This is a genomic window from Hymenobacter caeli (assembly GCF_013294115.1).
Classification (GTDB): Bacteria; Bacteroidota; Bacteroidia; order Cytophagales; family Hymenobacteraceae; genus Hymenobacter; species Hymenobacter caeli.
Genome location: NZ_JABSNP010000001.1, coordinates 249,665 through 272,680, shown reverse-complemented (window position 1 = coordinate 272,680; position 23,016 = coordinate 249,665). Strand labels below are relative to the sequence as shown.

General features: G+C 65.7%; 16 protein-coding genes. 10 read left to right on the top strand and 6 right to left on the bottom strand.

Annotation, left to right across the window (positions count from 1 at the left end):
* The first annotated feature begins 78 nt into the window (after positions 1–78).
* The 3 genes from HNP98_RS01135 (at position 79) to HNP98_RS01125 (ending at position 3,771) form a co-directional block, all read left to right on the top strand.
* Positions 79–1,374: an amidohydrolase family protein gene (locus tag HNP98_RS01135; protein ID WP_173808203.1), complete on the top strand. Its 1,296-nt coding sequence runs from the start codon at positions 79–81 to the stop codon at positions 1,372–1,374.
* A 390-nt stretch (positions 1,375–1,764) separates the two neighbouring features.
* Complete coding sequence (locus tag HNP98_RS01130) at positions 1,765–2,949, top strand: zinc dependent phospholipase C family protein (RefSeq protein ID WP_173808202.1); 1,185 nt, start codon at positions 1,765–1,767, stop codon at positions 2,947–2,949.
* A gap of 63 nt (positions 2,950–3,012) precedes the next feature.
* Positions 3,013–3,771: a peptidylprolyl isomerase gene (locus HNP98_RS01125; protein WP_173808201.1), complete on the top strand. Its 759-nt coding sequence runs from the start codon at positions 3,013–3,015 to the stop codon at positions 3,769–3,771.
* A gap of 15 nt (positions 3,772–3,786) precedes the next feature.
* On the opposite strand, the gene HNP98_RS01120 is transcribed toward HNP98_RS01125, so the two are convergent.
* The 3 genes from HNP98_RS01120 to HNP98_RS01110 all read right to left on the bottom strand — a co-directional run bounded on the left by HNP98_RS01120 (position 3,787) and on the right by HNP98_RS01110 (position 8,715).
* On the bottom strand, positions 3,787–4,176 hold the full coding sequence (locus HNP98_RS01120) for a BLUF domain-containing protein (RefSeq protein ID WP_173808200.1): 390 nt from the start codon (positions 4,174–4,176) through the stop codon (positions 3,787–3,789).
* Positions 4,177–4,364: 188 nt separating this feature from the next.
* The gene (locus tag HNP98_RS01115; protein ID WP_173808199.1) at positions 4,365–6,437 is read right to left on the bottom strand and encodes a M13 family metallopeptidase; all 2,073 of its coding nucleotides are present in this window, start codon (positions 6,435–6,437) and stop codon (positions 4,365–4,367) included.
* Between the two features lie 166 nt (positions 6,438–6,603).
* Positions 6,604–8,715 carry a M13 family metallopeptidase gene (locus HNP98_RS01110; protein WP_173808198.1) on the bottom strand — a complete coding sequence of 704 codons (2,112 nt, stop codon included), beginning with the start codon at positions 8,713–8,715 and terminating at the stop codon, positions 6,604–6,606.
* A gap of 164 nt (positions 8,716–8,879) precedes the next feature.
* Between HNP98_RS01110 and xseA the strand changes: the two genes are divergently transcribed.
* On the top strand, positions 8,880–10,247 hold the full coding sequence (xseA, locus tag HNP98_RS01105; protein ID WP_173808197.1) for an exodeoxyribonuclease VII large subunit: 1,368 nt from the start codon (positions 8,880–8,882) through the stop codon (positions 10,245–10,247).
* Between the two features lie 11 nt (positions 10,248–10,258).
* Complete coding sequence (gene xseB, locus HNP98_RS01100; protein WP_173808196.1) at positions 10,259–10,585, top strand: exodeoxyribonuclease VII small subunit; 327 nt, start codon at positions 10,259–10,261, stop codon at positions 10,583–10,585.
* A gap of 45 nt (positions 10,586–10,630) precedes the next feature.
* Here the strand turns inward: xseB and HNP98_RS01095 are convergent, their stop codons facing one another.
* Positions 10,631–11,173, bottom strand: a complete 543-nt coding sequence (locus tag HNP98_RS01095; protein ID WP_173808195.1) for a hypothetical protein — start codon at positions 11,171–11,173, stop codon at positions 10,631–10,633.
* 294 nt (positions 11,174–11,467) lie between these two features.
* Here HNP98_RS01095 and HNP98_RS01090 point away from each other — a divergent pair, with 294 nt between their 5' ends.
* Together HNP98_RS01090 and HNP98_RS01085 are read left to right on the top strand one after the other, a co-directional pair.
* Positions 11,468–13,507: a S9 family peptidase gene (locus HNP98_RS01090; RefSeq protein ID WP_173808194.1), complete on the top strand. Its 2,040-nt coding sequence runs from the start codon at positions 11,468–11,470 to the stop codon at positions 13,505–13,507.
* A 112-nt stretch (positions 13,508–13,619) separates the two neighbouring features.
* Positions 13,620–14,141: a YybH family protein gene (locus HNP98_RS01085; RefSeq protein ID WP_173808193.1), complete on the top strand. Its 522-nt coding sequence runs from the start codon at positions 13,620–13,622 to the stop codon at positions 14,139–14,141.
* Positions 14,142–14,236: 95 nt separating this feature from the next.
* Here the strand turns inward: HNP98_RS01085 and HNP98_RS01080 are convergent, their stop codons facing one another.
* Complete coding sequence (locus HNP98_RS01080) at positions 14,237–14,614, bottom strand: MGMT family protein (protein WP_173808192.1); 378 nt, start codon at positions 14,612–14,614, stop codon at positions 14,237–14,239.
* Positions 14,615–14,807: 193 nt separating this feature from the next.
* Between HNP98_RS01080 and HNP98_RS01075 the strand changes: the two genes are divergently transcribed.
* The 3 genes from HNP98_RS01075 (at position 14,808) to HNP98_RS01065 (ending at position 20,547) form a co-directional block, all read left to right on the top strand.
* Positions 14,808–15,872 (top strand): efflux RND transporter periplasmic adaptor subunit, encoded by a 1,065-nt coding sequence (locus tag HNP98_RS01075; RefSeq protein WP_173808191.1) that lies wholly within the window; start codon positions 14,808–14,810, stop codon positions 15,870–15,872.
* A gap of 166 nt (positions 15,873–16,038) precedes the next feature.
* Positions 16,039–19,155, top strand: coding sequence for an efflux RND transporter permease subunit (locus tag HNP98_RS01070; protein ID WP_173808190.1), 3,117 nt, complete (start codon positions 16,039–16,041; stop codon positions 19,153–19,155).
* A 36-nt stretch (positions 19,156–19,191) separates the two neighbouring features.
* Positions 19,192–20,547 carry a TolC family protein gene (locus tag HNP98_RS01065; protein ID WP_173808189.1) on the top strand — a complete coding sequence of 452 codons (1,356 nt, stop codon included), beginning with the start codon at positions 19,192–19,194 and terminating at the stop codon, positions 20,545–20,547.
* Between the two features lie 80 nt (positions 20,548–20,627).
* Here HNP98_RS01065 and HNP98_RS01060 read toward each other — a convergent pair whose 3' ends face one another.
* Positions 20,628–22,961, bottom strand: coding sequence for a xanthine dehydrogenase family protein molybdopterin-binding subunit (locus HNP98_RS01060; RefSeq protein ID WP_173808188.1), 2,334 nt, complete (start codon positions 22,959–22,961; stop codon positions 20,628–20,630).
* Between the last annotated feature and the right edge of the window lie 55 nt (positions 22,962–23,016).

Below are 23,016 nucleotides of genomic sequence, written 5' to 3'. Positions count from 1 at the left end.
AAATGGTAGAACGGCAAGAAAGGCTACGGCTCTAGTCCGGCTATTCGTGTACCTTCCCGCCTCAACTCCGGCAAACCTATGACGCGCAGATTTATTCTCCCCCTAGCGGCGGCGCTGCTCGCGGCCCCCGCCGCTTTCGCCCAAAAAACCTACCTGCACTGCGGCCACCTGCTCGACGTGCGTAGCGGCCGGCTGCTGGCCCAGCAGACCGTGGTAGTCGAGAAAGACCGCATCGTGGCCGTGCAGGCCGGCTACGCCGCCGCTGGCCCCCAGGACAAAGTCATCGACCTCGAAAACCGCACCGTGCTGCCCGGCCTCATCGACTGCCACGTGCACTTGGAAACGGTGCCGAGCCGGGCTTCGTTCGCCGAGCGCTTCACCCTGAACCCGGCCGACGTGGCCTACCGCGCCGAGGCCAACGCCCTGACGACGCTGCGGGCGGGCTTCACCACGGTGCGCGACTGCGGGGGCTCGGGCATAAACACGGCCTTGCGCAAGGCCGTGGCCAAGGGGTTGGTGCCAGGGCCGCGCATCTATTCGGCCGGCACGGCCATCTCGAGCACCGGCGGGCACATGGACGAATCCGACGGGCTCAGCGACTACATGATAGAAAAATTGAATTTGGGCCCGGCCGAAGGAGTCGCCAACGGCCCCGTGCAGTGCCAACAGGCCGTGCGCGAACAGTTTCGGCGGGGTGCCGATTTGATTAAGATTGCCAGCACCGGCGGGGTGCTCGACCTGAGCAAGGACGCCAGCGGCGCGCAGTACACCGAGGAAGAAATCCGGGCCATCGTGCAGACCGCCCGCGACCTGGGGATGGCCGTGGCTTGCCACGCCCACGGGGCCGAGGGCATTAAGCGGGCGGTGCGGGCCGGCGTGACCAGCATCGAGCACGGCTCGCTGATGGACGCGGAAGCCATTCAGCTGATGGTTAAAACCCGCACTTGGTACGTGCCCACCATCATCGCCGGCAAGTCGGTGGCCGATACGGCCCGCAAGCACCCCGACTACTTCTCGCCCGTTGTCGCGGCCAAGGCCCTCAGCATCGGGCCCCAGATCCAGAGCACCTTTGGCCGCGCCTACAAAGCCGGCGTGCGGGTGGCCTTCGGCACCGACGCCGGCGTGTACCGCCACGGCCAGAACGCCCGCGAGTTCGGCTACATGACCGAGGCCGGCATGCCGCCGCTCGAAGCCATCCGCAGCGCCACGCTCAACGCCGCCGCCCTGCTCGACGAATCGGCCAACTTCGGGGCCCTCGAAGCCGGCAAACTCGCCGACGTGGTGGCCCTCGACGGCGACCCGCTCAAGGACATCACAGCCCTGATGCGGCCCCGATTCGTGATGAAAGCCGGCGTGGTATACGTAAATAATTGAATGATACGTGTTTAACGGCGAAGTGCAGGCCGGTAAACGTAAAAACGCCCGGCTTTCCGTATGGAAAGCCGGGCGTTTTTGTTGCCGCCAGAGCGGCGTAGGTTGGGTGGGAGTGAGGAATTTCTATGCAAATGTAATACTATTACGCAATCCATTGCGCAAAAGTTTTAAAAAAATTAAAATAACGATTGCGAAATTGTTAACAGTCCATGTTAAAGCATGCTTGAGCCGTTTGCCGATGTTTCGTATAATTCATATAATCATATTATAAATTGCCGGTTGTCCTGGGGCGATTTATTAAATTTCGCCCTGGCAGCGCCAAACACTGCCAGCTGTTGCCGACCTTCGCGAACCGGCCCATCCCGGAATTATTCACATCCTTACCGTTTTATGAAGAAGCTATTACTACCGCTGGCCCTGCTGCTGCTGGCCGGGGGCTCGGCCGGGGCCTGGGGCTTTTTTGGCCACCGCCTCATCACGCAGGTGGCCGTGTACCGGCTGCCGGGCAGCATGCAAGCTTTTTATTACCGGCACCTGCCCGAGTTAGTGCGCCAGAGCACGGCTCCCGACGAGCGCCGCGCCACCGACCCCAGCGAGGCCGGCAAGCACTACATCGACATGGACCACTACTCGGAGGACAACCCCTTCGCTAAAGTACCCCAGGATTACAACGCGGCGGCGGAGAAATTCACGGCCGACACGCTGCGCAAGTACGGCACTGTGCCGTGGGTAATCGCCGAAACCACCGAGCGGCTCACCGAGGCCTTCCGGCAGCGCGACACGGTGGCCATCGTGCAGCTCTCGGCCGAACTGGGGCACTACGTGAGCGACGCTTTTGTGCCGCTGCACACCACCATCAACTACGACGGGCAGCTCACCAACCAAGCTGGCCTGCACAGCCTTTGGGAAAGCGCCTTGCCCGAGACCTACATCGCCGAGTACAACATCACCTACGAGCCGGCCGCCTATATCAAAAACCCGCAGGCCGAGGCCTGGACCACGGTACAGCGCAGCTACGGCTTCCTCACCGAGACGTTTGACCGGGCCGGCAAGGTGGAAAAAATGCTGCCGGGGCCCGAGCGGTACACGTTTTCGCACCGCTACGGCAAAACCCAACGCCGCTACTCCGACGCTTTCGCCGCCGAGTACGAGAAGCTGGTGGGCGGCATGGTGGCCAACCGCCTCAAGCTGGCCCCTACCCTGGTGGCGTCGCTCTGGCTCACGGCCTGGCAAAACGCCGGCAAGCCCGACCTCAACCAGCTGATGACGCCCAACCGCCTCAGCAAGGACGAGCGGGCCAAGCTGGAAACCGAACTGGCCGCCGCCAAGAAAAACACCCTGGCCCAGGACCACCTCCTGCTGGCCCAGCAAAAAGAGAAGCGCGTGGAAGCGCCCGACGAGATAAAAGCCGCCCAAGAGGCCCCTGCCGTGCAGGCGGAGGACGTGCCCGCCACCCCGGCCCCCGGCGCGCCCGCGCCCGCGGCGGCCCCCGAGCCGCTCAAAGTCAAAACCAAGAGCAAAACCCCCGACGGCACTACTAAAAGCAAAACCCGCACCACCAGCATCCCTTGGTAGGCTGGCGGCCTGCTCAGGCGCCCGGCCGCGCCACTATTGGCGGGGCCGGGCTTTTTTTGTGGCATGAAACGCACGTCTTTTTTCGCAAAGGGCTGCCGGGCGATGGCCGGGGGGGCCTTGGGCCTGCTGGCCGCCTGCAACCCAACCCCGCCGCCCGCCGCCGCGCCCGCCGCCGCCCGCCCCGCCGCACCGGGCCCCGATATTGCCGCCCTCACCGACGCTACGGCCCCGGCTGCGCTGCTGGCCTACGGCCGGCAGTACCCCGGCTCGGAGGTGCTCTTCACCACGCGCTTCGGCAAAATTCGGGTGCAGTTGTACGACGACACGCCCATCCACAAGGCCAACTTCTTGCTGCTCACCCGCAAAGGCGTGTTCAGCGAGACGATGTTCAACCGGGTGGTGAAGGACTTTGCCGTGCAGGGGGGGCAGACGGCGGGGCCCCGCACCATCCGGCTGCACCGCTACCGGCTGCCGCCCGAGTTCCGGGCCGGGCACTTCCACCACCGGGGGGCCCTGGGCATGGCCCGCTACGACGACGAGCAAAACCCCGGCCGGCTCTCGTCAAACACCGATTTTTACTTCGTGGTGGGCGAAAAGCTGGCCCCCAACCAGGCCCAGGCCATGACGCCCCGCCGCCTCACGCCCGACCAGCTGCGGGCCTACGCCGCGGAGGGCGGCGCGCCCTCGCTCGACGGCCAATACACGGTGTTCGGCGAAATAACCGAGGGCCAGGACGTGGTGGACAAGATTTCGCGGGTGCCCGTGGAGTCCGATAAGTGGCCGGTGCAGGACATCCCCATGAAGGTAGAGGTAGTGAAATAATTACCCGGCCGGCCGTTACGGCTGCTCGGCCATGAAGGCTTCCAGCAGCGAGGCCAGGCCGTGGGCGTGGCTGGGGGAACCCTGCAGCTGTCGCACCACGCGGGCAAAAGCGGCCGCGTCCACGGCCCGGAACTGCATCGACCAGTCGGCGAAGGCCCGGCCCGGGCTGGGGCCGTCGGCCAGCTTGCTCACGCTGCGGTGGCGCACGTCGGCGGCAATGGTGGCGAACAGCTTTTGCACGGGCCCGGCCTCGCCTTCCAGCACTTGCAGGACTTGGCCCTCGCCGTAGAGCAGCACGCCCGTCACGCCCAGGCGGGCGTTGGTGGCGCGCCAGCGGCCCAGCAAGCCCTGAAGGTCTTCTTTGGTAAAAAAGGCGACGGTGCTGGTGTAGACGAGGTGGTGCATGGGCGGGCGAAAAAGAATGGGGGCCAAATCTAGCGGCTCCCCCCTACGTGCGCAATTACCGCCCAAAAAAGCCCGGCCAGAGCGGCCGGGCTTTTTGCAAATGTTAGTAGTGTTCAGCTACCGGCCGCGGTTTGTCTTAATCATGCAATTAGATAAAGGCCGGGTGCCAGCCAGAGGCCAAAATGTTGTTACCAAATGCGCGAGCGGTCGGCGGTGGCGCGCACCATTTTGCTGCCGTCTTTGCACCCGAATGCTTCGTAGAACTCGGGCATGTTCATGAGCGGGCCGTTGGTGCGGAACTGCTCGGGCGAATGCGGATCGGTTTGCACTTGCTGGCGCACGTACTCGGGGCGGGCGTTGGCGCGCCAAATCTGGGCCCAGCCCAGGAAGAAGCGCTGCTCGGGCGTGAAGCCGTCGATTTTCTGGCCGCCCTTGGCCTGCGCCGTCTTCAAGAACGCTTGGTGGGCGATGGTGAGGCCCCCGATGTCGGCCAGGTTCTCGCCCATCGTCAGCTTGCCGTTCACGTGCACCGAGTCGAGCGGCGTGAAGGCGTCGTACTGCTTGCCCACCATGTCGGCCTTGGCCGTAAACTTCTCGTTGTCCTCCTTGGTCCACCAGTCGCGCAGGTTGCCCTTGGCGTCCGAGCGGCGGCCCTGGTCGTCGAAGCCGTGGGTCATCTCGTGGCCAATCACGGCCCCTACGCCGCCGTAGTTCACCGCGTCGTCGGCCTTGGGGTCGTAAAACGGCGGCTGGAGGATGCCGGCCGGAAACACGATTTCGTTCATGCTCGAATTGTAATAAGCATTCACGGTGGGCGGCGTCATGCCCCACTCGCCCCGGTCAATCGGCTTGCCGAACTTGCCCAGGTTGTCTTCGCGGCGCCACTCGGAGGTGGCGAATAGGTTTTGTAACGCACTCTCGCGGGTGATTTTCAGCTTCGAGTAGTCCTTCCACTTGTCGGGGTAGCCAATTTTCACGGCGAAGCCGTTCAGCTTCTGAATAGCCTCTTTCTTAGTATCGGCGCTCATCCAGTCGGTGGCCATGATGCGCTCGGCGTAGGCAGCGCGCAGGTTTTCGACCATCTGCTTGGCGCGGGCCTTGGCGGCCGGCGAGAAGGCTTCGTCCACGTAGAGCTGGCCGAAGGCTTCGCCCAGGGCCCCGTCGGTGGCGCGCAAGGAGCGCTTCCAACGCGGCTGCTGCACCTTGGCCCCCGTCAGCACCTGCTGGAAGCGGAAAGCGGCGTCGCCGTAGGCCTTGGGCAGGGCCGAGGTTACGTCCGACACCAAGTTCCAGCGCAGGTACTGCTGCTGGTCGGCAATGGGCGTGCTGGCCAGCAGCGTGTTCACGGCCGCCAGAAACTCGGGCTGGCCGATGATAACGTCCTGGGCCCCGGCGAGGCCCGCATCCTTGAGGCGCAGCGGTAGGTTTAGGTTCGGGTAGTCCTGCACGGCCTGGGCCACCGGTACCTTGTTGTAATTTTTGATGCGGTCGCGCAAATCCACCCGGCCCCGGCTGGCCTGGGCCAGCTTGGTTTCGAGGCCAATCACGGCGTCGGCGTTGGTGGCCGCCAGGGCCGGCGCATCGCCCAGCAGCTGGAACACGCTGGTCATGTACGTCTTGTAGCCGGCCCGCACGGCCTTCGAGCGGGCGTCATCTTTCAGGTAGTAGTCGCGGTCGCCGAGGCCCAGGCCGCCTTGGCGCAGTTGCACCGCGTACACGGTGCTGTTCTTGCTATCCTGGCCCACGCCCATGCCGTACCAGCCGGTCGAAATCGACTTCGGGTTGGCCATGTACTGCTGAATTTCGGCCAGGTTCTTCAGGCCGGCAATCTGCGCCAGGCGCGGCTGCAAGTACTTAAGGCCAGCTTTCTCGATGGCCACCGAGTCCATGGCCGCGGCGTAGAAGTCGCCTACTTTCTGCTCGTTCGAGCCGGGCTTGGCAGTGCGGGCCGCCGCCGCGGCTTTCACCAAAATGCGCTTCTCGATGGCCTGGTTGCGGTCGGCCAGCTCGTTAAAGGAGCCCCAGCGGCTTTCGGCGGCGGGCACGGGGTTGTTCTTCAGCCAGGTGCCGTTGGCGTAGTGGTAAAAATCCTCGCAGGGGGCGACCGACTTGTCGAGGTTGGCCAGGTTGATGCCAATGCCTTGTTGGGGCGGCACCGGCTTGGCTTTGGTTTTGGCGGGGGGGCCGGCGGCCACGGCAGCCACGCTGCCCAGCCCCAGCGAGGCCAGGGCGAGCCGGCGCACGAGAACAGTTGAAAACATAGACGAAAAAGTTGGCTTTTGAGAAGAAGAAAACACTGCGGTGAAGATAAGGACATTGAACGTTCACGGGCGTTGCAACACCGCCGCTCCAACCCGGCCGGGCGGTGAAATAAAGAAGCCCCGCTGCCAGTGGCAGCGGGGCTTCTTTATTTCACCACCCGGCCGATTACCAAATCTTGGCGCGGTCGGCCTGGGCGCGCATCATCTTGGCCCCGTCCTGGCAGCCGAAGGCTTTGTAGAACTCGGGCATGTTTTGCAGGGGCCCGATGGTGCGGAACTGGTTGGGCGCGTGCGGGTCGGTGAGGATGCCCATGCGCGTGGCCTCGGGGCGCTCGTTGCTGCGCCACACCTGGGCCCAGCTCAGAAAGAAGCGCTGCTCGGGCGTGAAGCCGTCGAGCTTGGCCTGCTCCTTAGCCTGCGGGGTTTTCTCGAAGGCCTGGTAGGCGATGGTGAGGCCCCCGAGGTCGGCCAGGTTCTCGCCCATCGTCAGCTTGCCGTTCACGTGCACCGAGTCGAGCGGCGAGTAGCCGTCGAACTGCTTGCCCACCACGGCGGCGCGGGCCGTGAATTTCTCCCCGTCCTCTTTGGTCCACCAATCCTTCAGGTTGCCCTGGGCGTCGTACTGGCGGCCCTGGTCGTCGAAGCCGTGGGTCATCTCGTGGCCAATCACGGCGCCGATGCCGCCGTAGTTCACCGCGTCGTCGGCCTTGGGGTCGTAGAAGGGCGGCTGGAGAATGCCGGCCGGGAACACGATTTCGTTCATGCCCGGGTTGTAGTAGGCGTTCACGGTGGGCGGCGTCATGCCCCACTCGGTGCGGTCAATCGGCTTGCCGAACTTTTTGAGGTTGTCCTTGGCGGCCCAGGCGCGGGCGGCCAGCACGTCGTTGAGGTAGCTGGCGCGGGTGATGGTGAGGGCCGAGTAGTCCTTCCACTTGTCGGGGTAGCCAATCTTCACCGCAAAGGCGTTGAGCTTCTTGATGGCCTCCACTTTGGTGGGGGCGCTCATCCACTCCGTGGCGTTGATGCGCTCGGCGTAGGCGGTGCGCAGGTTCTCAATCATCTCCTTGGCGCGGGCCTTGGCGGCGGGCGAGAAGGCCTTCTCCACGTAAATCTGGCCGAAGGCTTCGCCCAGGGCCCGGTCGGTGCTGCGCAGCATGCGCTTCCAGCGGGGCTGCTGCTGCTTGGCGCCGCTCAGCACCTGGCTGTAGCGGAACTGCTCGTCGCCGAACGCCTGGGGCAGGGCCCCCATCAGGCTGCTGGTGAGGTGCCAGCGCAGGTAGGTTTTCTGGTCGAGCAGCGGCTCGGATTTCAGCATGGCGCTTACCTCCTTGAAGAACGCGGGCTGGCCCACAATCACTTCCTTGGCCGTGCCCAGGCCTTCCGTTTTCAGCATCAACGGCAGGTTCAGGTTCGGGAAGTCCTTGTTGGCCTGGGCCACCGTCAGCTTGTGGTAGTTGGCGTAGGGGTCGCGCAGGTCCACGGGCTTTTTGCTGGCCTTGGCCAGGCGCGTTTCGATGCGCATGACGGCGGCGGCGTGGGCCTTGGCGGCGGCGTCGAACTCGCCGAGCAGCTTAAAGGTGTTCACCAAGTACGTCTGGTACGCGGCGCGGATGGACTTCGAGCGGGCGTCCTGGTCGAGGTAGTAGTCGCGGTTGGGCAGCGACAGGCCGCCTTGCGAAAACTGCACCGCGTACTGCGAGCTGATTTTGTCGTCGGGGCTCACGCCCGAATCGAACCAGGCCCCGCCCAGCGACGTGTTCGGGTCGGAGAGCAGGCGCTGCATTTCGGCCAGGTTTTTCACCGCGTCGATGCGGGCCAGGTGGGGCGCGAGGTAGCGCAGGCCGGCCTTGTCGATGGCGGCCGAGTCCATGGCGGCGGCGTAGAAGTCGCCCACCTTTTGCAGGTTCGAGCCCTTGGGGGCCGTGGGGGCCTGCTGGGCCGCCTCGTCGAGGATGGTGCGCAGGGTGGCGTTGTTGTGCTCGGCGAGGATGTTGAACGAGCCCCAGCCGCTCTCAGCGGCCGGGATGGGCGTGTTCTTCATCCAGTTGCCCGACGAGTAGTGGTAAAAGTCGTCGCAGGGGCTCACCGACGGGTCCATGCCGGCCACGTCGAGGCCCACGCCTTTCACCACGGCGGGGGCGGCCGGGGCAGCGGCAACGGGGGGAGTGGCCGGCGCGGGCGCGGCGGCCGTGGCGGCGGGCTTGCTGCCGGCGCAGCCGGCCAGGGCCAGCGCGGCAGCGGCCACGGCCGCCAGGGGCAGGTGGGAGGATTTTTTCATGAGAACGAACAGAAAAGGAGAAATGAAAGGAAGCGCCGCGGCCAGCGCCCGCGCCGAAATTGTATGGGCGCAAAGTAAAGGCCCAAAGCACATAAGCCGCACCCCGGCCGGCCGGAGCCCCGGGGCCCAAAACCCGTGGGGGCCCCCGCCTGTATCTTGCGCCGATGCCGCTCTACAACCGCCGTTCCGACCTGCCCGTGCCCGCGCCGCCGGCCCCGCTGGGGCTGGCCGAGCTGCTGGGCCGCGTGCGCCTGGCCCTGCACCGCCAGTTCCCCGAGTCGTACTGGGTGGTGGCCGAGGTGGCCGACCTCACCCGGCCGCGCTTCGCCGGGGGCCACTGCTACCTCACGCTGGCCGAGCAGGCCACCGACGAGCGCGGCGCGCCCGCCAAGGCCCAGGCCCGCGCCACGCTCTGGAGCCAACGCTACCAGCAGGTGGTGCCCGCCTTCGAGGCGCAGACGGGCCAGGCCCTGCGCCCGGGCCTGCGGCTGCTGCTGCGGGTGCAGGTGCGCTTCCACGAGCAGTACGGCCTGAGCCTCGACGTGCTGGCCCTCGACCCGAGCTACACCGTGGGCGAGCTGGCCCGCCAGCGCCTGCTAGCGCTGCAAACCCTGGAAATCAAGGGCTTGCTGGAGCGGCAGAAGCGGCTGGCCCTGCCCCTGGCCCCGCAGCGGCTGGCGGTCATCTCCTCCCCCACCGCCGCGGGCTTCCAGGACTTTGTGCGGCAGCTGGAAGAAGCGCCGTATGATTTCGCCCTCAGCCTATTCCCGGCCGCGATGCAGGGCGACGAGGCCCCGGCCAGCATCCGGGCGGCGCTGGCCGCGGTGCGGGCCCGGCGCGGGCAGTTCGAGGCCGTGGTCCTGATTCGGGGCGGGGGCAGCAAAACCGATTTGCTGGCCTTCGACGACTACGGCCTGGCCGCCGCCGTGGGGGCCTTCCCGCTGCCCGTGCTCACCGGCATCGGCCACGAGCGCGACGAGGCCCTGGCCGACTTAACGGCCCATAGAGCCCTGAAAACGCCCACCGCCGTGGCCGCCTTCCTGGTCGAGCGCCTGGCGCGGGTAGACGGCCTGCTGCACCACCTGGCCACCGAAATCCGGGCCGCCGCTGGCCAGCACCTGCGCCGGCACGACGCGCACCTGGGCCGCCTCAGCGCCCGGGGCCGGGCCGCCGGGCAGCGCCACCTGGCCGCCGCCCGCGCCGCCCTGCACCAGCGCACCCGCCAGGCCGCCCAGGCCCCGCGCGAGCAGCTGCGGCAGCTGGTGCAGCGCCTGGGCCGCTACCGCCAGCAGGTGCCCCGCGCCGCCCGCCGGGCCCTGGCCCAGGAGCAGCGCCGCCTGCGCCAGCGGGCCCGGGCGTTGCAGCAACGCTTTGCCCGCCACCACCGGCGGCGGCGCGAGCACCTGCTGCGCCTGCGCTACCAACTCGAACTAGCCACCACTCAATTACTTCACCGGGCCGAAGTGCGGCTGCTCACGGCCCAGGCCGGGGCCCCGCGCCGCGCCACCGCCCCCCCGGCCCCCGGCCGCTAACCACTTTCCTCATGCCCCCCGCTCCCGTCACCTACGCCCAGGCCCTGGCCGAACTCGAAACCATCCTGCGGGCCCTCGAAACCGACACCGTGGACGTGGACGACCTCACCGCCCGCGTCGAACGCTCGGCCGAGCTCATCCGCCTCTGCCGCCACAAGCTGCGCCACGCCGAAGCCTCCCTCGACCGGGTGTTCGACTCGCTCGACGAAGACGACGCAGAACCAGAAGATGAGCCCGAAGCCGACGAGGATGGCGACGAGGACGAAGAAGAGGACGAAGACGACCACGACGAGGCCGGTGGGGCCGGCAAGCCCAACCAACCTAGCTGGCTGTTTTAGGGCCCCAGGGGTTGACCTCACGAGGCCCAAAGGCCCGAACCCAAACTATTTCAATGCCTTAGCTGAGTCCAGCGCGGCCGTGGTGCGCTGGTCAATTTCTTTTAAGACGGGCAGTTGCTGCTGCCAATAGGCCGCAACCTGGGCGGGGCTTACCTTGGTGGAGTCGGGTTCCCGGGCGTCGTGCATCCAGGCCATCATCTGGTCGTCGGCTTGTTGCAGGGCGGCCGCGGTGCGGCGCAGGCGGGCGGCCCGCCGCTGCCCGGCAGGCGTGGCAGCGCTGAGCTTGGCCAGGGCGGCGGCCAGGCGCTGGCGCTCGGTGCCGAGGGCTTCCATGCGGTTCATGGCGGCCTCGTGCAGGCGCATGGCCCGGGCGCGGGGGCCCGCGCCGGGGGCGCTCAGGGTGTCGTGCAGGTGGTTCAGCTGCTCGTTTTGCGCCATCATGCCGGTGTTGTTCTGCATCATGTTCTGGCCGGGAGCCGACGGGTCGGTGGTGGGCTCGTCGGCAACGGCTTGGTCGGGCGCGGACGACGATTGGCAGCCAGTAGCCAGCAGGGCCAGCAGGCCGCTCAGGAGCAAAGTGTTTTTCATGCGTGGGTGGGCCGGGCAAAGACCCGGCGCTTCGGTAACAACTTAACTGGTCATTGGGATACGCGGTATTCGGCCCTCAAGAAGCCGCGGCCGGCTGGGCCCCGCCACAAAAATAGCGGGCCGGGCGGCCCCTTGACTTACCGGCCAGCTTGCCTGAACGTGGGCTCCGCTGCTCTCCTATTATAAACTACACCAAGTGCTTAGCCATTGACAGGGGAAACTAGTTAAATATTGTAATTCAACTATAATTTAGTAATTAGCAACGAAATCAATTTCCCTTTCTGCTTCGTCGCTATGAAAAACTTTCTCCTTTTGCTGGTGCTGGCCCTGGGGCTGGCCGGCCCGGGCCGCCGCGCCGCGGCCCAAAACGCGCAGCCGCCGCTCATCGACCGCGAGCTGCTGTTCGGCGACCCGGAAATTTCGGGCGGGCAGCTCTCGCCCGACGGCAGGTTTCTCTCCTTCATCAAGCCCTACCACGGCACCCGCAACATCTGGGTGAAGGGGCTAAAGGAGCCCTTTGCCAGCGCCCGGCCCATGACCAACGACCAGGCCCGGCCGGTGCGCAATTACTTCTGGAGCCGCGACGGCAAGTACCTGCTGTATTCGCAGGACAAGGGCGGCGACGAGAACTTCAACATCTACGCCGTGGACCCGGCCGGGGCCCTGCCCGCGGGCCAGGCCGTGCCCCCGGCCCGCGACCTGACGGGCCTGAAGGGCGTGCGCGTTATTATTTACCAAGTTCCGCTCACCGACCCCAACGCGCTTTACATCGGCCTGAACGACCGCGACAAGGCCTGGCACGACCTGTACAAGCTGGACCTGCGGACGGGCCAGAAAACGCTGGTGCGCCAGAACAACGACCGCCTCACCGGCTGGGTGTTCGACTGGAACGACCAGCCGCGCCTGGCCTCGCGCTCGAACCCCGACGGCAACACCGAGTGGCTGCGCGTGGCCGGCGACCAGCTCACGCCCTTTTACCGCACCACCCTCAACGAGGAGAGTAGCGTGGTGGGCTTCGCCAAGGACAACCAGCGCATCTACCTGACCACCAACCAGGGCGCGGCCCGCGACCTGTCGGAAATCGTGCTGCTCGACCCCGACACCGGCCAGGAAACGCCGTTTGCCGCCGACCCGCTGCACCGCGTGGACGCCGGCGAGCTGGTGCTGTCGGAGAAAACGCACGAGCCGATTTACTTGGACTACACCGACGACCGGCTGCGGCGCACGTGGCTGGACAAAGGCTTCGAGAAGGACTTCAAAACGGTGGCCGCCCAGCTGCCGGGCCTCGACGTGCGCCCCATGTCGAACACCACCGACGAGCGCCTGTGGCTGCTCGACGCCACCGACGCCACCCACCCCGGCGCGGCGTACCTGTTTGACCGCCAGACCAAGCAGCTCACCGAGCAGTACCAGACCCGGCCCAAGCTGCCCGGGGCCGACCTGGCCCCCATGACGGTGGTGCGCTATAAATCGTCGGACGGCCTGGAGATTCCCGCGTACCTCACCCTGCCCAAGGGCGTGCCGGCCAAAGGCTTGCCGGTCGTCATCTTTCCGCACGGGGGCCCCTGGTCCCGCACCGAATACGGGTTCAGCGCCTACCACCAGTTTTTGGCCAACCGGGGCTACGCGGTGCTCTCGCCCAACTTCCGGGCCAGCACCGGCTACGGCAAGAAATTCCTGAACGCGGGCAACAACGAGTGGGGCCAGAAAATGCAGGACGACCTGACCTGGGGCGTGAAGTACCTGGTGGCCCAGGGCCTGGCCGACCCCAAGCGGGTGGGCATCATGGGCGGCTCGTACGGCGGCTACGCCACGCTGGCGGGCGTGGCTTTCACGCCCGACGTGTACGCGGGGGCCGTGGCCATTGTGGCCCCCAGCAACCTCATCACCCTGCTCAAGTCCATCCCGCCCTACTGGGAGCCGATTCGCAAACAGTTTTACGAGCGCATGGGCGACCCCACCACCGAGGCCGGCCGGGCCCAGCTCGTGCGCCAGTCGCCGCTGACCTCGGCCAATAAAATCAAGACCCCGCTAATGGTGGTGCAGGGCCTCAACGACCCGCGCGTGAACAAGGCCGAGGCCGACCAGATTGTGGTGGCCCTGCGCGACCGCAACTACCCGGTGCAGTACCTGCTGGCCCCCGACGAAGGCCACGGCTTTGCCCGCCCCGTGAACAACCTGGCGATGCTGGCCGCCGCCGAGAAGTTCCTGGCCGAGTACCTGCACGGCCGCTACCAGGCCAGCATGTCGCCCGCCGTAGCCCAGCGCCTGGCCGAAATCACGGTGGACCCCAAAACGGTGGTATTGGCCGCGCCGGGCGTGGTAAGCAAGTAGGGCGGCGAAATCACGTAGAACTACCTGTTTTACTCTTTTATTCTCATCTTAAACAGATTAAGTGCTTTATTTTAATATAGATTTGTCGCACACTTTAACCAGCTTCCTACCCATGAGAAAATACCTATTCCTTCCCAGCTTGGCGCTCGTAGTGGGCGCCTGGATCAGCAGCGCGAGCACGCCACCAATCAAAGCGCCGAAGCCTGCCGGCACGTCCGCGGCTGCCCTCCCCGCCGCGGCCGGGCCGGCCACCATGGCCGCCTTAACGCAACAATTCGCCGAAGCCATGCAGCAGCAGGATGTAGCGAAAGCCACTGCCTGCTTTGCGAAGAATGCGCGGATGCTCGCCAACGTGTCGCCGGTGTTGAGCGGCCGGGATTCGCTCAGCACTTACTGGCTGAAGAGGTCTTTCAGCACCAGCACCAATTTAAAATTCACGCCCCTGCAAACGGGTGGCGACGCTACGATGGGCTACGCCACGGGCTATTATACTTTAGACATCAAGCCGACGGCTGACAACCCAAAAGGCGCTTCGGCGCACGGCTCCTTTATGACCCTGGGGCACAAGGAAGGAACTACCTGGCAGCTCACCTACGTACACATCGCCGAAGAGCCTTATAAAGCCAATAAGTAACGACTGCGTTTTCAACTGCAAAAAGCTGCCGGGGGACCATCCCCCGGCAGCTTTTTTGTGTAAAACCTACTGTCTAATTCGAAGCAGCCGGGGCCTCACCCCAGCTCCACGGCCGGGTCCCAGTACAGCCGCTTGAACTCCACCACCGTGTCGTCTTCCACCCGGGTTCCTTCGGCTTCGAGGCGCTCCTGCATGGCGCTGGGCGTGGGGAAATGGTGGCGGCCGGTGAGCTGCCCCAGGCGGTTGACGACGCGGTGGGCGGGCACGGGCGCGTCTTTTTTCAGGGTGGCGGCGTCGAGGTTGGCGGCCATCAGGGCGTAGCCCACGGCCCGCGAGCCGGTGCGGGCCCCCAGGTAGTGGGCCACGGCCCCGTAGGTGGTCACGCGGCCCGGCGGCACGAGGCGCACCACCTCGTGCACGTCGGCGAAGAAGTTGTGGGCCGGGGCGGCGGGCGGCGGGGCGGGCGTTTTCATGGGTTGAAAGTAGGCAGCGCGGGGCCCCTGCGCCGTGCAACCCCGGCCAGGGGCCCCCGTCTTTGCGCTTCACCGAACGCTAACTTTGCCGGGGCTGTTGCCTGGGCCGGTTGGCAACGGGGGGGATACCTCGTTTTCGCGTTGTTGCCCCGCTCTTTTCTTCCTGCTTCGCTGTTTGCTTTCTTTCTATTCCATGCGTTTTCTGACTTCGGCACGGCCGCTGCTGGCCTGCGGCCTGGCCGTGCTGGCCGCCTGCCATTCGTCCCCCGATAAAAAAGACGGCAAAGACGCGAAAAAGAATACCGGCCCCGCCCTGGTCGACGTGCTCGTGGCCCACCCCACGGCCGTGACCGACTCGGTGGAAGCCAACGGCGCGGTGGTGGCCAACGACTACGTGGAGCTGCACCCCGAAGTAAACGGCCGCCTTACGTACCTCAACGTGCCCGAGGGCCACCGCGTGAGCAAAGGCACCGTGATTGCCCGCATCAACGACGCCGACCTGCAGGCCAACCTCCAGAAAACCCGCGCCCTGCTGCAAGTGTCGCGCCTCTCGCAGGACCGCCTCGAAAAGCTGCTGAAGGTGCAGGGCGTGAACCAGGCCGACTACGACCTGGCCGTGAGCCAGGTGCGCAGCAACCAGGCCGACGCCGCCTACACCCAGGCCATGCTGGCCAAAACCGTGATTCGGGCCCCCTTCACCGGCATCGTGGGCCTGCGCCAGGTGAGCCCCGGGGCCTACGTCACGCCCACTACCATCCTGGTCACCCTCCAGGCCGACACCAAGCTCAAGGTCGATTTTACGCTGCCCGAGGCCAACGGCGGCCTGGTGCGCCCCGGCGCGGTGGTGACGGTGCAGCTGGCCGGCAACCCGCCGCGCCGCTACCCGGCCACGGTCATCGCCCAGGAAAGCCAGGTGAACCAAACCACCCGCAACCTGACCGTGCGCGCCCAGCTGCCGGCCGGGGCCCAGGCCAGCCCCGGCGCCTTTGCCCGGGTGAGCGTGCCCACCGGCGCGGCCCGCCGCAGCGTGCTGCTGCCCACCAACGCCATCATGCCCGGCGACAAGTCGGACCAGGTGGTGGTGGTTCAACATGGCAAGGCCACCATGCGCGACGTGCGCACCGGCGACCGCCAGCAGGACCAGATTGCCATCGTCAGCGGCCTGGCGGCCGGCGACTCGGTGGTGACCAACGGCGTGCTGTTCACCCAGCCCGGCAAGCCGGTGAAGGTGCGCAAGACCAAATCAGCTACCAATTAACGAAGCTGTCTAGGAGTCTAACTAAAACGTCATGTCGAGCGCAGCCGAGACATCTCGCCTGGGATAGTAACCAAAACCGTTAACCGATTGAAGTACTGCTGCACGCGAGATGCTTCGGCTGCGCTCAGCATGACGTTTTAGTTTGCGCTGCATTCTTTCCTCCCCTATGAATATATCCGAATTATCCCTAAAGCGGCCCGTGCTGGCGACGGTGCTCAACTTGCTGCTGATACTTTTTGGGGGGGTCGGATTTTTGTTTCTGGCCCTGCGCGACTACCCGGCCATCGACCCGCCCATTATCAGCGTCAACACCTCGTACACGGGGGCCAACGCCGACGTGATTGAGAACCAGATAACTGAGCCGCTCGAAAAGCAGATTAACGGCATTCCGGGCATCAAGTCGATTACCAGCAGCTCGTCATTGGGCAGCAGCAACATCACGGTCGAGTTCAATCTGGGCGTGGACCTGGAGGCCGCCGCCTCCGACGTGCGCGACAAGGTGGGCCAGGGCGTGCGCTCGCTGCCGCAGGACATCGACGCCCCGCCGGTGGTGTCGAAGTCGGACGCCAACTCCGACAACATCCTCATCCTGGCCGTGCAGAGCCGCACCAAAAGCCTGCTGGAGCTGAGCGACTTTGCCGAGAACAACCTCCAGCAGCGCTTTCAGACCATCAACGGGGTGTCGGCCATCAACATCTTCGGGCAGCAGCGCTACGCCATGCGCCTCTGGCTCGACCCGGCCAAGATGGACGCCTTTCAGGTGTCGTTCACCAACGTGCAGGCGGCCCTGAACGCCGAAAACGTGGAGGTGCCGGCCGGCAAAATCTACGGCGGCAACACCGAGCTGACCATCCGCACGATGGCCCGCTTCACCACCGAGGCGCAGTTCCGCAACCTCATCCTGCGTGAAGACGCCAAGGGCATCGTGCGCCTCGGCGACGTGGCGCGGGTGGTGCTGGGCCCGGAGAACTACGAGCAGAGTTGGAAGCTCAACGGGGCCTACGCCGTGGGCCTGGCCATCGTGCCCCAGCCGGGCTCCAACTACGTCGAGATTGCCGCCGAATTCAACAAGCGCCTGGCCGAGGTGCAGAAGGAGAACAAGTCCGACATCGAGATGCGGGTGATTGTGGACAACACCCAAATTGTCCGCAACTCGATTGACGAAGTGGTGGAAACCCTGGGTATTTCCTTCGGGCTGGTGGTGCTGGTGATCTTCTTCTTCTTCCGCAACTGGCTCACGGCGCTGCGCCCGCTCATCGACATTCCGATTTCGCTGATTGCCACGTTTTTCGTGATGTACCTGGCGGGCTTCACCATCAACATTCTGACGCTGCTGGGCATCGTGCTGGCCACCGGCCTGGTGGTCGACGACGGCATCGTGGTGACGGAGAACATCTTCCGCAAGCTCGAGGAGGGCCTGAGCATCAAGGACGCGGCCCGCGAGGGCAGCAAGGAGATTTTCTTCGCCGTCATTGCCACCTCGCTCACGCTGGCGGTGGTGTTCCTGCCCGTTATTTTCCTGGAGGGCTTCACGGGGCGCTTGTTCCGCGAGTTTGGGGTGGTAGTGGCGGGCGCGGTGCTGATTTCGGCCTTCGTGTCGCTCACCATCACGCCGGTGCTCAACGTGGTGCTGCACCGCGAGAGCAGCAGCCAGGGCGGCAGCGGCCACGGCAAGCTGTACGACCGCACCGAACCGTTTTTCCAGGGCATGGAAAGCTGGTACGGGCGCATCGTGGGCAAGTTTTTGCGGGTGCGGGGGCTGGCCTGGGCGGTGGTGGCGGCCTGCGCGGGCATCATTTTCTTCGTGGGCCGGGGCATCCCCACCGAGCTGGCCCCGATCGAAGACCGCAGCAGCGTGCGCCTGGTGCTGACCGGGCCGGAGGGCACGAGCTTTAGCGCGATGGAGAAAATCAGCGACCAGGTGGCGGCTTTCGTCAGCGATTCGGTGCCCGAAAACGACTTTGTTTTTTCGCGCACGCCCGCCGGCGGCAGCGCCAATACCTCGCAGGTGCGCGCCGGCCTGGTGCCGCCCGACCAGCGCCGGCGCACCCAGGAACAGATTGCCAAGTACCTCACCAAGAACACCAAGCGCTTTAACGACGCGCGTATTTTTGTGGTCCAGGAGCAGACGATTGCCGTGGGCTCGGGGGCCAAGAGCAGCGTGCCGGTGCAGTTCGTGCTGCAAACCACCGACCTCGAACGCATCCGGGAGGCCCTGCCCCGGTTCCTGGCCGCCGCCCAGCAAGACCCCACGTTTCAGAACGTGGACGCCAACCTCAAATTCAACAAGCCCGAGGTGCAGCTCACGTTCGACCGCCTCAAAATCCGGGACCTGGGCCTGACCACCCAGGACGTGGTGGCGGCCGTGCAGGGCGCGTTCGGGGGCCGGCGCATGGCGTATTTCCTGCGCGACGGCCGCCAGTACCAGGTCATCGGCCAGGTGGACCGCGCGGATCGCAGCGCCCCCAACGACATCAGCCGCCTCTACGTGACCAACAGCCGGGGCGAGAGCATTCCGCTCTCGGCGGTGGTGCACCAGACGGAAAACTCCAACCCCAGCACCCTCTACCACTTCAACCGCTTCAAGGCGGCCACCATCTCGGCGCAGCTGGCCGAGGGCAAAACCGTGGGCGACGGGGTGAAGGCCATGCAGGCCATCGCCGACAAAGTGCTGGACCCCACGGTTTTCCAGACGGCCCTCACCGGCTCGTCGCGCGACTTTGCCGAGAGCGCGGGCAACACCACGTTTGCCTTCGTGCTGGCGCTGGTGCTGATTTACCTGCTGCTGGCGGCGCAATTCGAGAGCTTCCGCGACCCGCTCATCATCCTACTCACGGTGCCGCTGGCGCTGGCCGGCGCGCTGCTGAGCCTGGCGCTGCTGGGCCAGACCATTAACATCTTCTCGCAAATCGGGATGATCATGCTCATCGGCCTCGTCACCAAGAACGGCATCCTCATCGTGGAGTTTGCCAACCAGCAGCGGGCCGCCGGGCTGCCCCTGCGCGAGGCCGTGCAGCTGGCCGCGCAACAGCGCCTGCGCCCGATTTTGATGACCTCGCTGGCCACCGCGCTCGGGGCCCTGCCCATCGCCCTGAGCCTGGGCGCGGCCAGCACCAGCCGCAAGCCGCTGGGCACGGTCATCGTGGGCGGCATCCTCTTCTCGCTGGTGCTCACGCTGCTCGTCATCCCGGCCATCTACACCTTCATTGCCAGCGACCACAAACCGCCCGAACTCGGCGAGGCGGCCGTGCCGGCCGGCGTGCCAGAAGAGGCCGTGGCGTAGCGCCCCCCGTTTCTACCCCATCTGCAGCTCCATTCGATGAGATTTTTTGCCTGTTTAGTATTTCTTGTCCTTGGCGGGGCGGCCCGGGCCGGGGCCCAGGCGCAGCCCCGCCGGGCCCTGCCGCCGGCCGACAGCGTGGCCCGGCCCCAGGCCCCCGTGCTCACGCTGAGCCAGGCCCTGCAAACGGCCCTCAAAAACAGCCTCGACATCCAGATTAGCCAAACCAACGCGCAGGTGCAGGGCCTGCAAAACTCGGCCGGGTTTGCCGGGGCCCTGCCCACGGTGGGCGTCGTGGCCACCAATAACGTGGTGATTAACAACACCCAGCAGGAGTTCAACACCGGGCTGGGCGTGACGCGCACCGGGGCCCGCGCCAGCCAGTACAACGTGGGGCTGGCCGGCTCCTACACCTTGTACAACGGCGGATTGATTGTGGCCACCCGCAAGCGGCTGGGCGAGCTGGAGCAAATCGGCCAGCTTCAATTGAACTCGACGGTGCAGAACGTGCTGGCCGACGTGAGCCTGAAATACTACGCCGTGGTGCAGCAGCAGCGCTACATCCGCACGCTGGAGGCCTCGGTGGAGGTGTCGAAGCAGAAGCTGGCCCTCATCAAAGCCCGCCAAAGCGTGGGCCTGGCCAACAACGCCGACCTTTTCCAGGCCCAGCTGGATTTGAACGCCCAGCTCGAAACCCAGCAGCAGCAGGCCCTGGCCGCCCAGCAGGCCACCGCCGACCTGCTCCGGGCCCTGACCCTGGACCTCGACACCCGCGTGGCCCTGGAGGATACCATTCCGGTGAACCACGACCTGCGCTGGGCCGATATCGAAGCGGCCCTCACCAAAAACCCCGACCTGCTGGCCGCCGAGCGCCAGGTGCGCGTAAACGAGCTGCTGGAACGCGCCGCCCGCGCCAACCGCTACCCGTCGCTGGCCCTGAACTCGGGCACCAACTTCGCCCGCAACCAGAACGCCGTAGGCACCACCCTCTTCAACCAGAGCTACGGGCCCTACGCCGGCCTCAGCCTGGGCGTGCCCATCTACTCGGGCGGGGTAAACAAGCGGCTGGTGAAAATTGCCCAGCTCAATACCCGCACCGCCGAGCTGCAACGCACGGCCCTGGAAAAAACCTACCGCCTCAACGCCCGCAAAGCCTGGGAAGCCTACCAGCAAACCCTGGCCCTGACCAACACCGCGCAGGCCAGCTACACCACCGCCCGCCAACTCCTGCACCTCGTGCAGCTCCGCCTCGACGCCGGCCTCTCCACCCTGGTCGATGTGAAGCTGGCCCAGCAGAGCTTCGAGGACGCCGGCTACCGCCTCACCAACTACCGCTACTCGGCCAAATCGGCGGAAATTACCTTGCAGCAACTCGCGGCGCTGCTCACGCCGTAATTCAGTTAAAAGTGAAGGGTTAAAAAGCATTCCTTGTGGAAATTGCTTTTTAACCCTTCACTTTTAACTTTTAACTGAATTTACGACACCGCCTTCGCCGCCAGCACCTTATCCGGCGTAATGGGCAGGTCGCGCACGCGGCGGCCGGTGGCGTGGGCCACGGCATTGGCCACGGCGGCGGCCACGCCCACCATCGAGATTTCGCCGATGCCTTTCACCCCCATCGCGTTAATGTACGGGTCGTGCTCGTCCACGAACTCCACCGTCATGTCGGGGATGTCGGCGTTCACCGGTATGTGGTACTCGGCCAGGTTGGCGTTGGTGTAGCGGGCCAGGTTGGGGTCGCGCTCGGTGGCTTCCATCAGGGCGCTGCCGATGCCGAAGATGCTGCCGCCGATGATCTGGCTGCGGGCAGTTTTAGCATTGAGGATGCGGCCGGCGGCGTGCACGCTCACCCAGCGCGAGACGCGCACCGTGCCCAGCTCCGGGTCCACCTTCACTTCGCAGAAGTGGGCCCCGAACGAGTGCATGGAATGCTGGCCGGCCTCGTCTTTGTGGGCCGGGTCGGCGTTGGCGGCGTGGGCGGCTTCTTCGTAGCCGGCCCCATACTTGCCACTGGCGCTGCCTTCGATGTCGCTCATGTCGGCCCGCTTCATCAGGGCGGTGTACTCTTCGCCCTTCTTCGGGTCGGCCTTGAGTTGCAGGCGGCCGTCCTTCATTTGCACGTCCTCGGGCTTGGCCCGGAACAGCGGCGACTTCTTGTCCAGCACGGCCACCTTGATGAGCTTCTGCACCACGTCCTGCGCGGCCAGGTAAATGGCCGACGACACCGTGCCGGCGGCCACCGAGCCGCCCGAGTTGGGGGCCGTGGGCAGCTTGGTGTCGCCCAGCTCGAAGCGGATTTTGTCGGGCGTGAGGCCCAGCGAGTCGGCCGCTACCTGCGTCATCACCGTGTAAGTGCCGGTACCCAGGTCCGTGGCCCCGCTCTGCACCACGGCGTGGCCGTCGGCGTAGAGGCGGGCGCGGGCCGTGCCCTGCGAGTTGTGCACCGGGTAGCTGGCCGTGGCCATGCCCATGCCCACCAGCAGGCGGCCGTCGCGGGTGGCCCCGGCCTTGGGGTTGCGCTTGCTCCAGCCAAACAGCTCGGCCCCGCGGGCGTAGCACTGCTTCAGGCCCTTGCTGCTCCACTGCTGGCCGGTGCTGGGGTCCTGCTCGGCGTAGTTCAGCAGCCGCAGCTGCAAGGGGTCCATGCCAATGGTGGCGGCCAGGTCGTCCATTGAGCACTCGATGGCGAACGAGCCGGGGGCCTCGCCCGGGGCCCGCATAAAGGTGGGCGTCATTACGTTGGCCCGGCCCAGGGTGTACGACGACTCAAACGTCGGGCAGTCGTAGAGCAGGTTCACAATCTTGCTGTTGGGCTCGGCGTAGTCGTCCCACATCGAGGCCGTCGACACCTTTTCGTGAATCAGGGCCGTGAGCTTGCCGTCGCGGGTGGCCCCCAGGCGCAGGGTTTGCTGCTGGTCTTCGCGGTGGCCCATGCTCGTAAACATCTGGGGCCGGGTAAGCACCAGTTTCACCGGCCGCCCCACGGCCTTGGCCGTTTGCGCCGTGAGCACGGTGTGGGGCCAGCACGAGCCCTTGCAGCCGAAGCCGCCGCCGATGTACTTGGTTATCACCCGCACCTGCTCGCGGGGCAGGCCCAGCATCACCGCCAGCGACTGCTGCGTGTGCGTTATGCCCTGGGTCGATTCGTACACCGTGAGGCGGTCGGCGGCTTCCCACTGCGCCGTGGTGGACCCGGGCTCCATCGGGTTGTGGTTGTTGGTGGCGTGGTTGTAGGTGGCCGTCAGCTTAATGGGGGCCGCCGCGAAGGCCGCTTGCGCGTCGCCGCGGCGGGTGTGGCCGTCGGTTTTGCCGTCCTGCACCTTGGCTGGGTCCACTTTCACGGCCTTGGGGTCGTGGAAGGTGGCCACCGGGGCCTCCTGCTGGTAGGTCACCTTCACCAGCGAAGCCGCGTGGGTGGCGCGCTCAAACGTGTCGGCCACCACCACGGCCACCGGCTGGGCGGCGTAAAAAATCTCGGTACCCGTCAGCGGCATGAAGCCCATCGGGGCCCCAATGGCTTTTTTGCCGTCCTTGGTATTGGGCGTTTGGGCCAGCTTGGGAATGTTTTCGTGCGTGAGCACCGCCACCACGCCCGGCTCGCGCATGGCGGCCGCGCTGTCGATGCTGACGATTTTGCCCTTGGCAATTTCACTGGTCTTCAGCGCCGCGTACACCAGGCCCGGCAGCGGGTACTCGGCCGCGTACTTGGCCGCCCCGGTCACCTTGGCCCGCCCGTCGATGCGGTCCATGGGCTGGCCCACGGACTTGGCCTGGGGGTTCGTTTCAAAAAATTTAGGTTCGTTATCCATGATAGACAATTTGTTATGGATTAGCAGCCGTGGGGTAGCCGGGCACAGCGGCGCG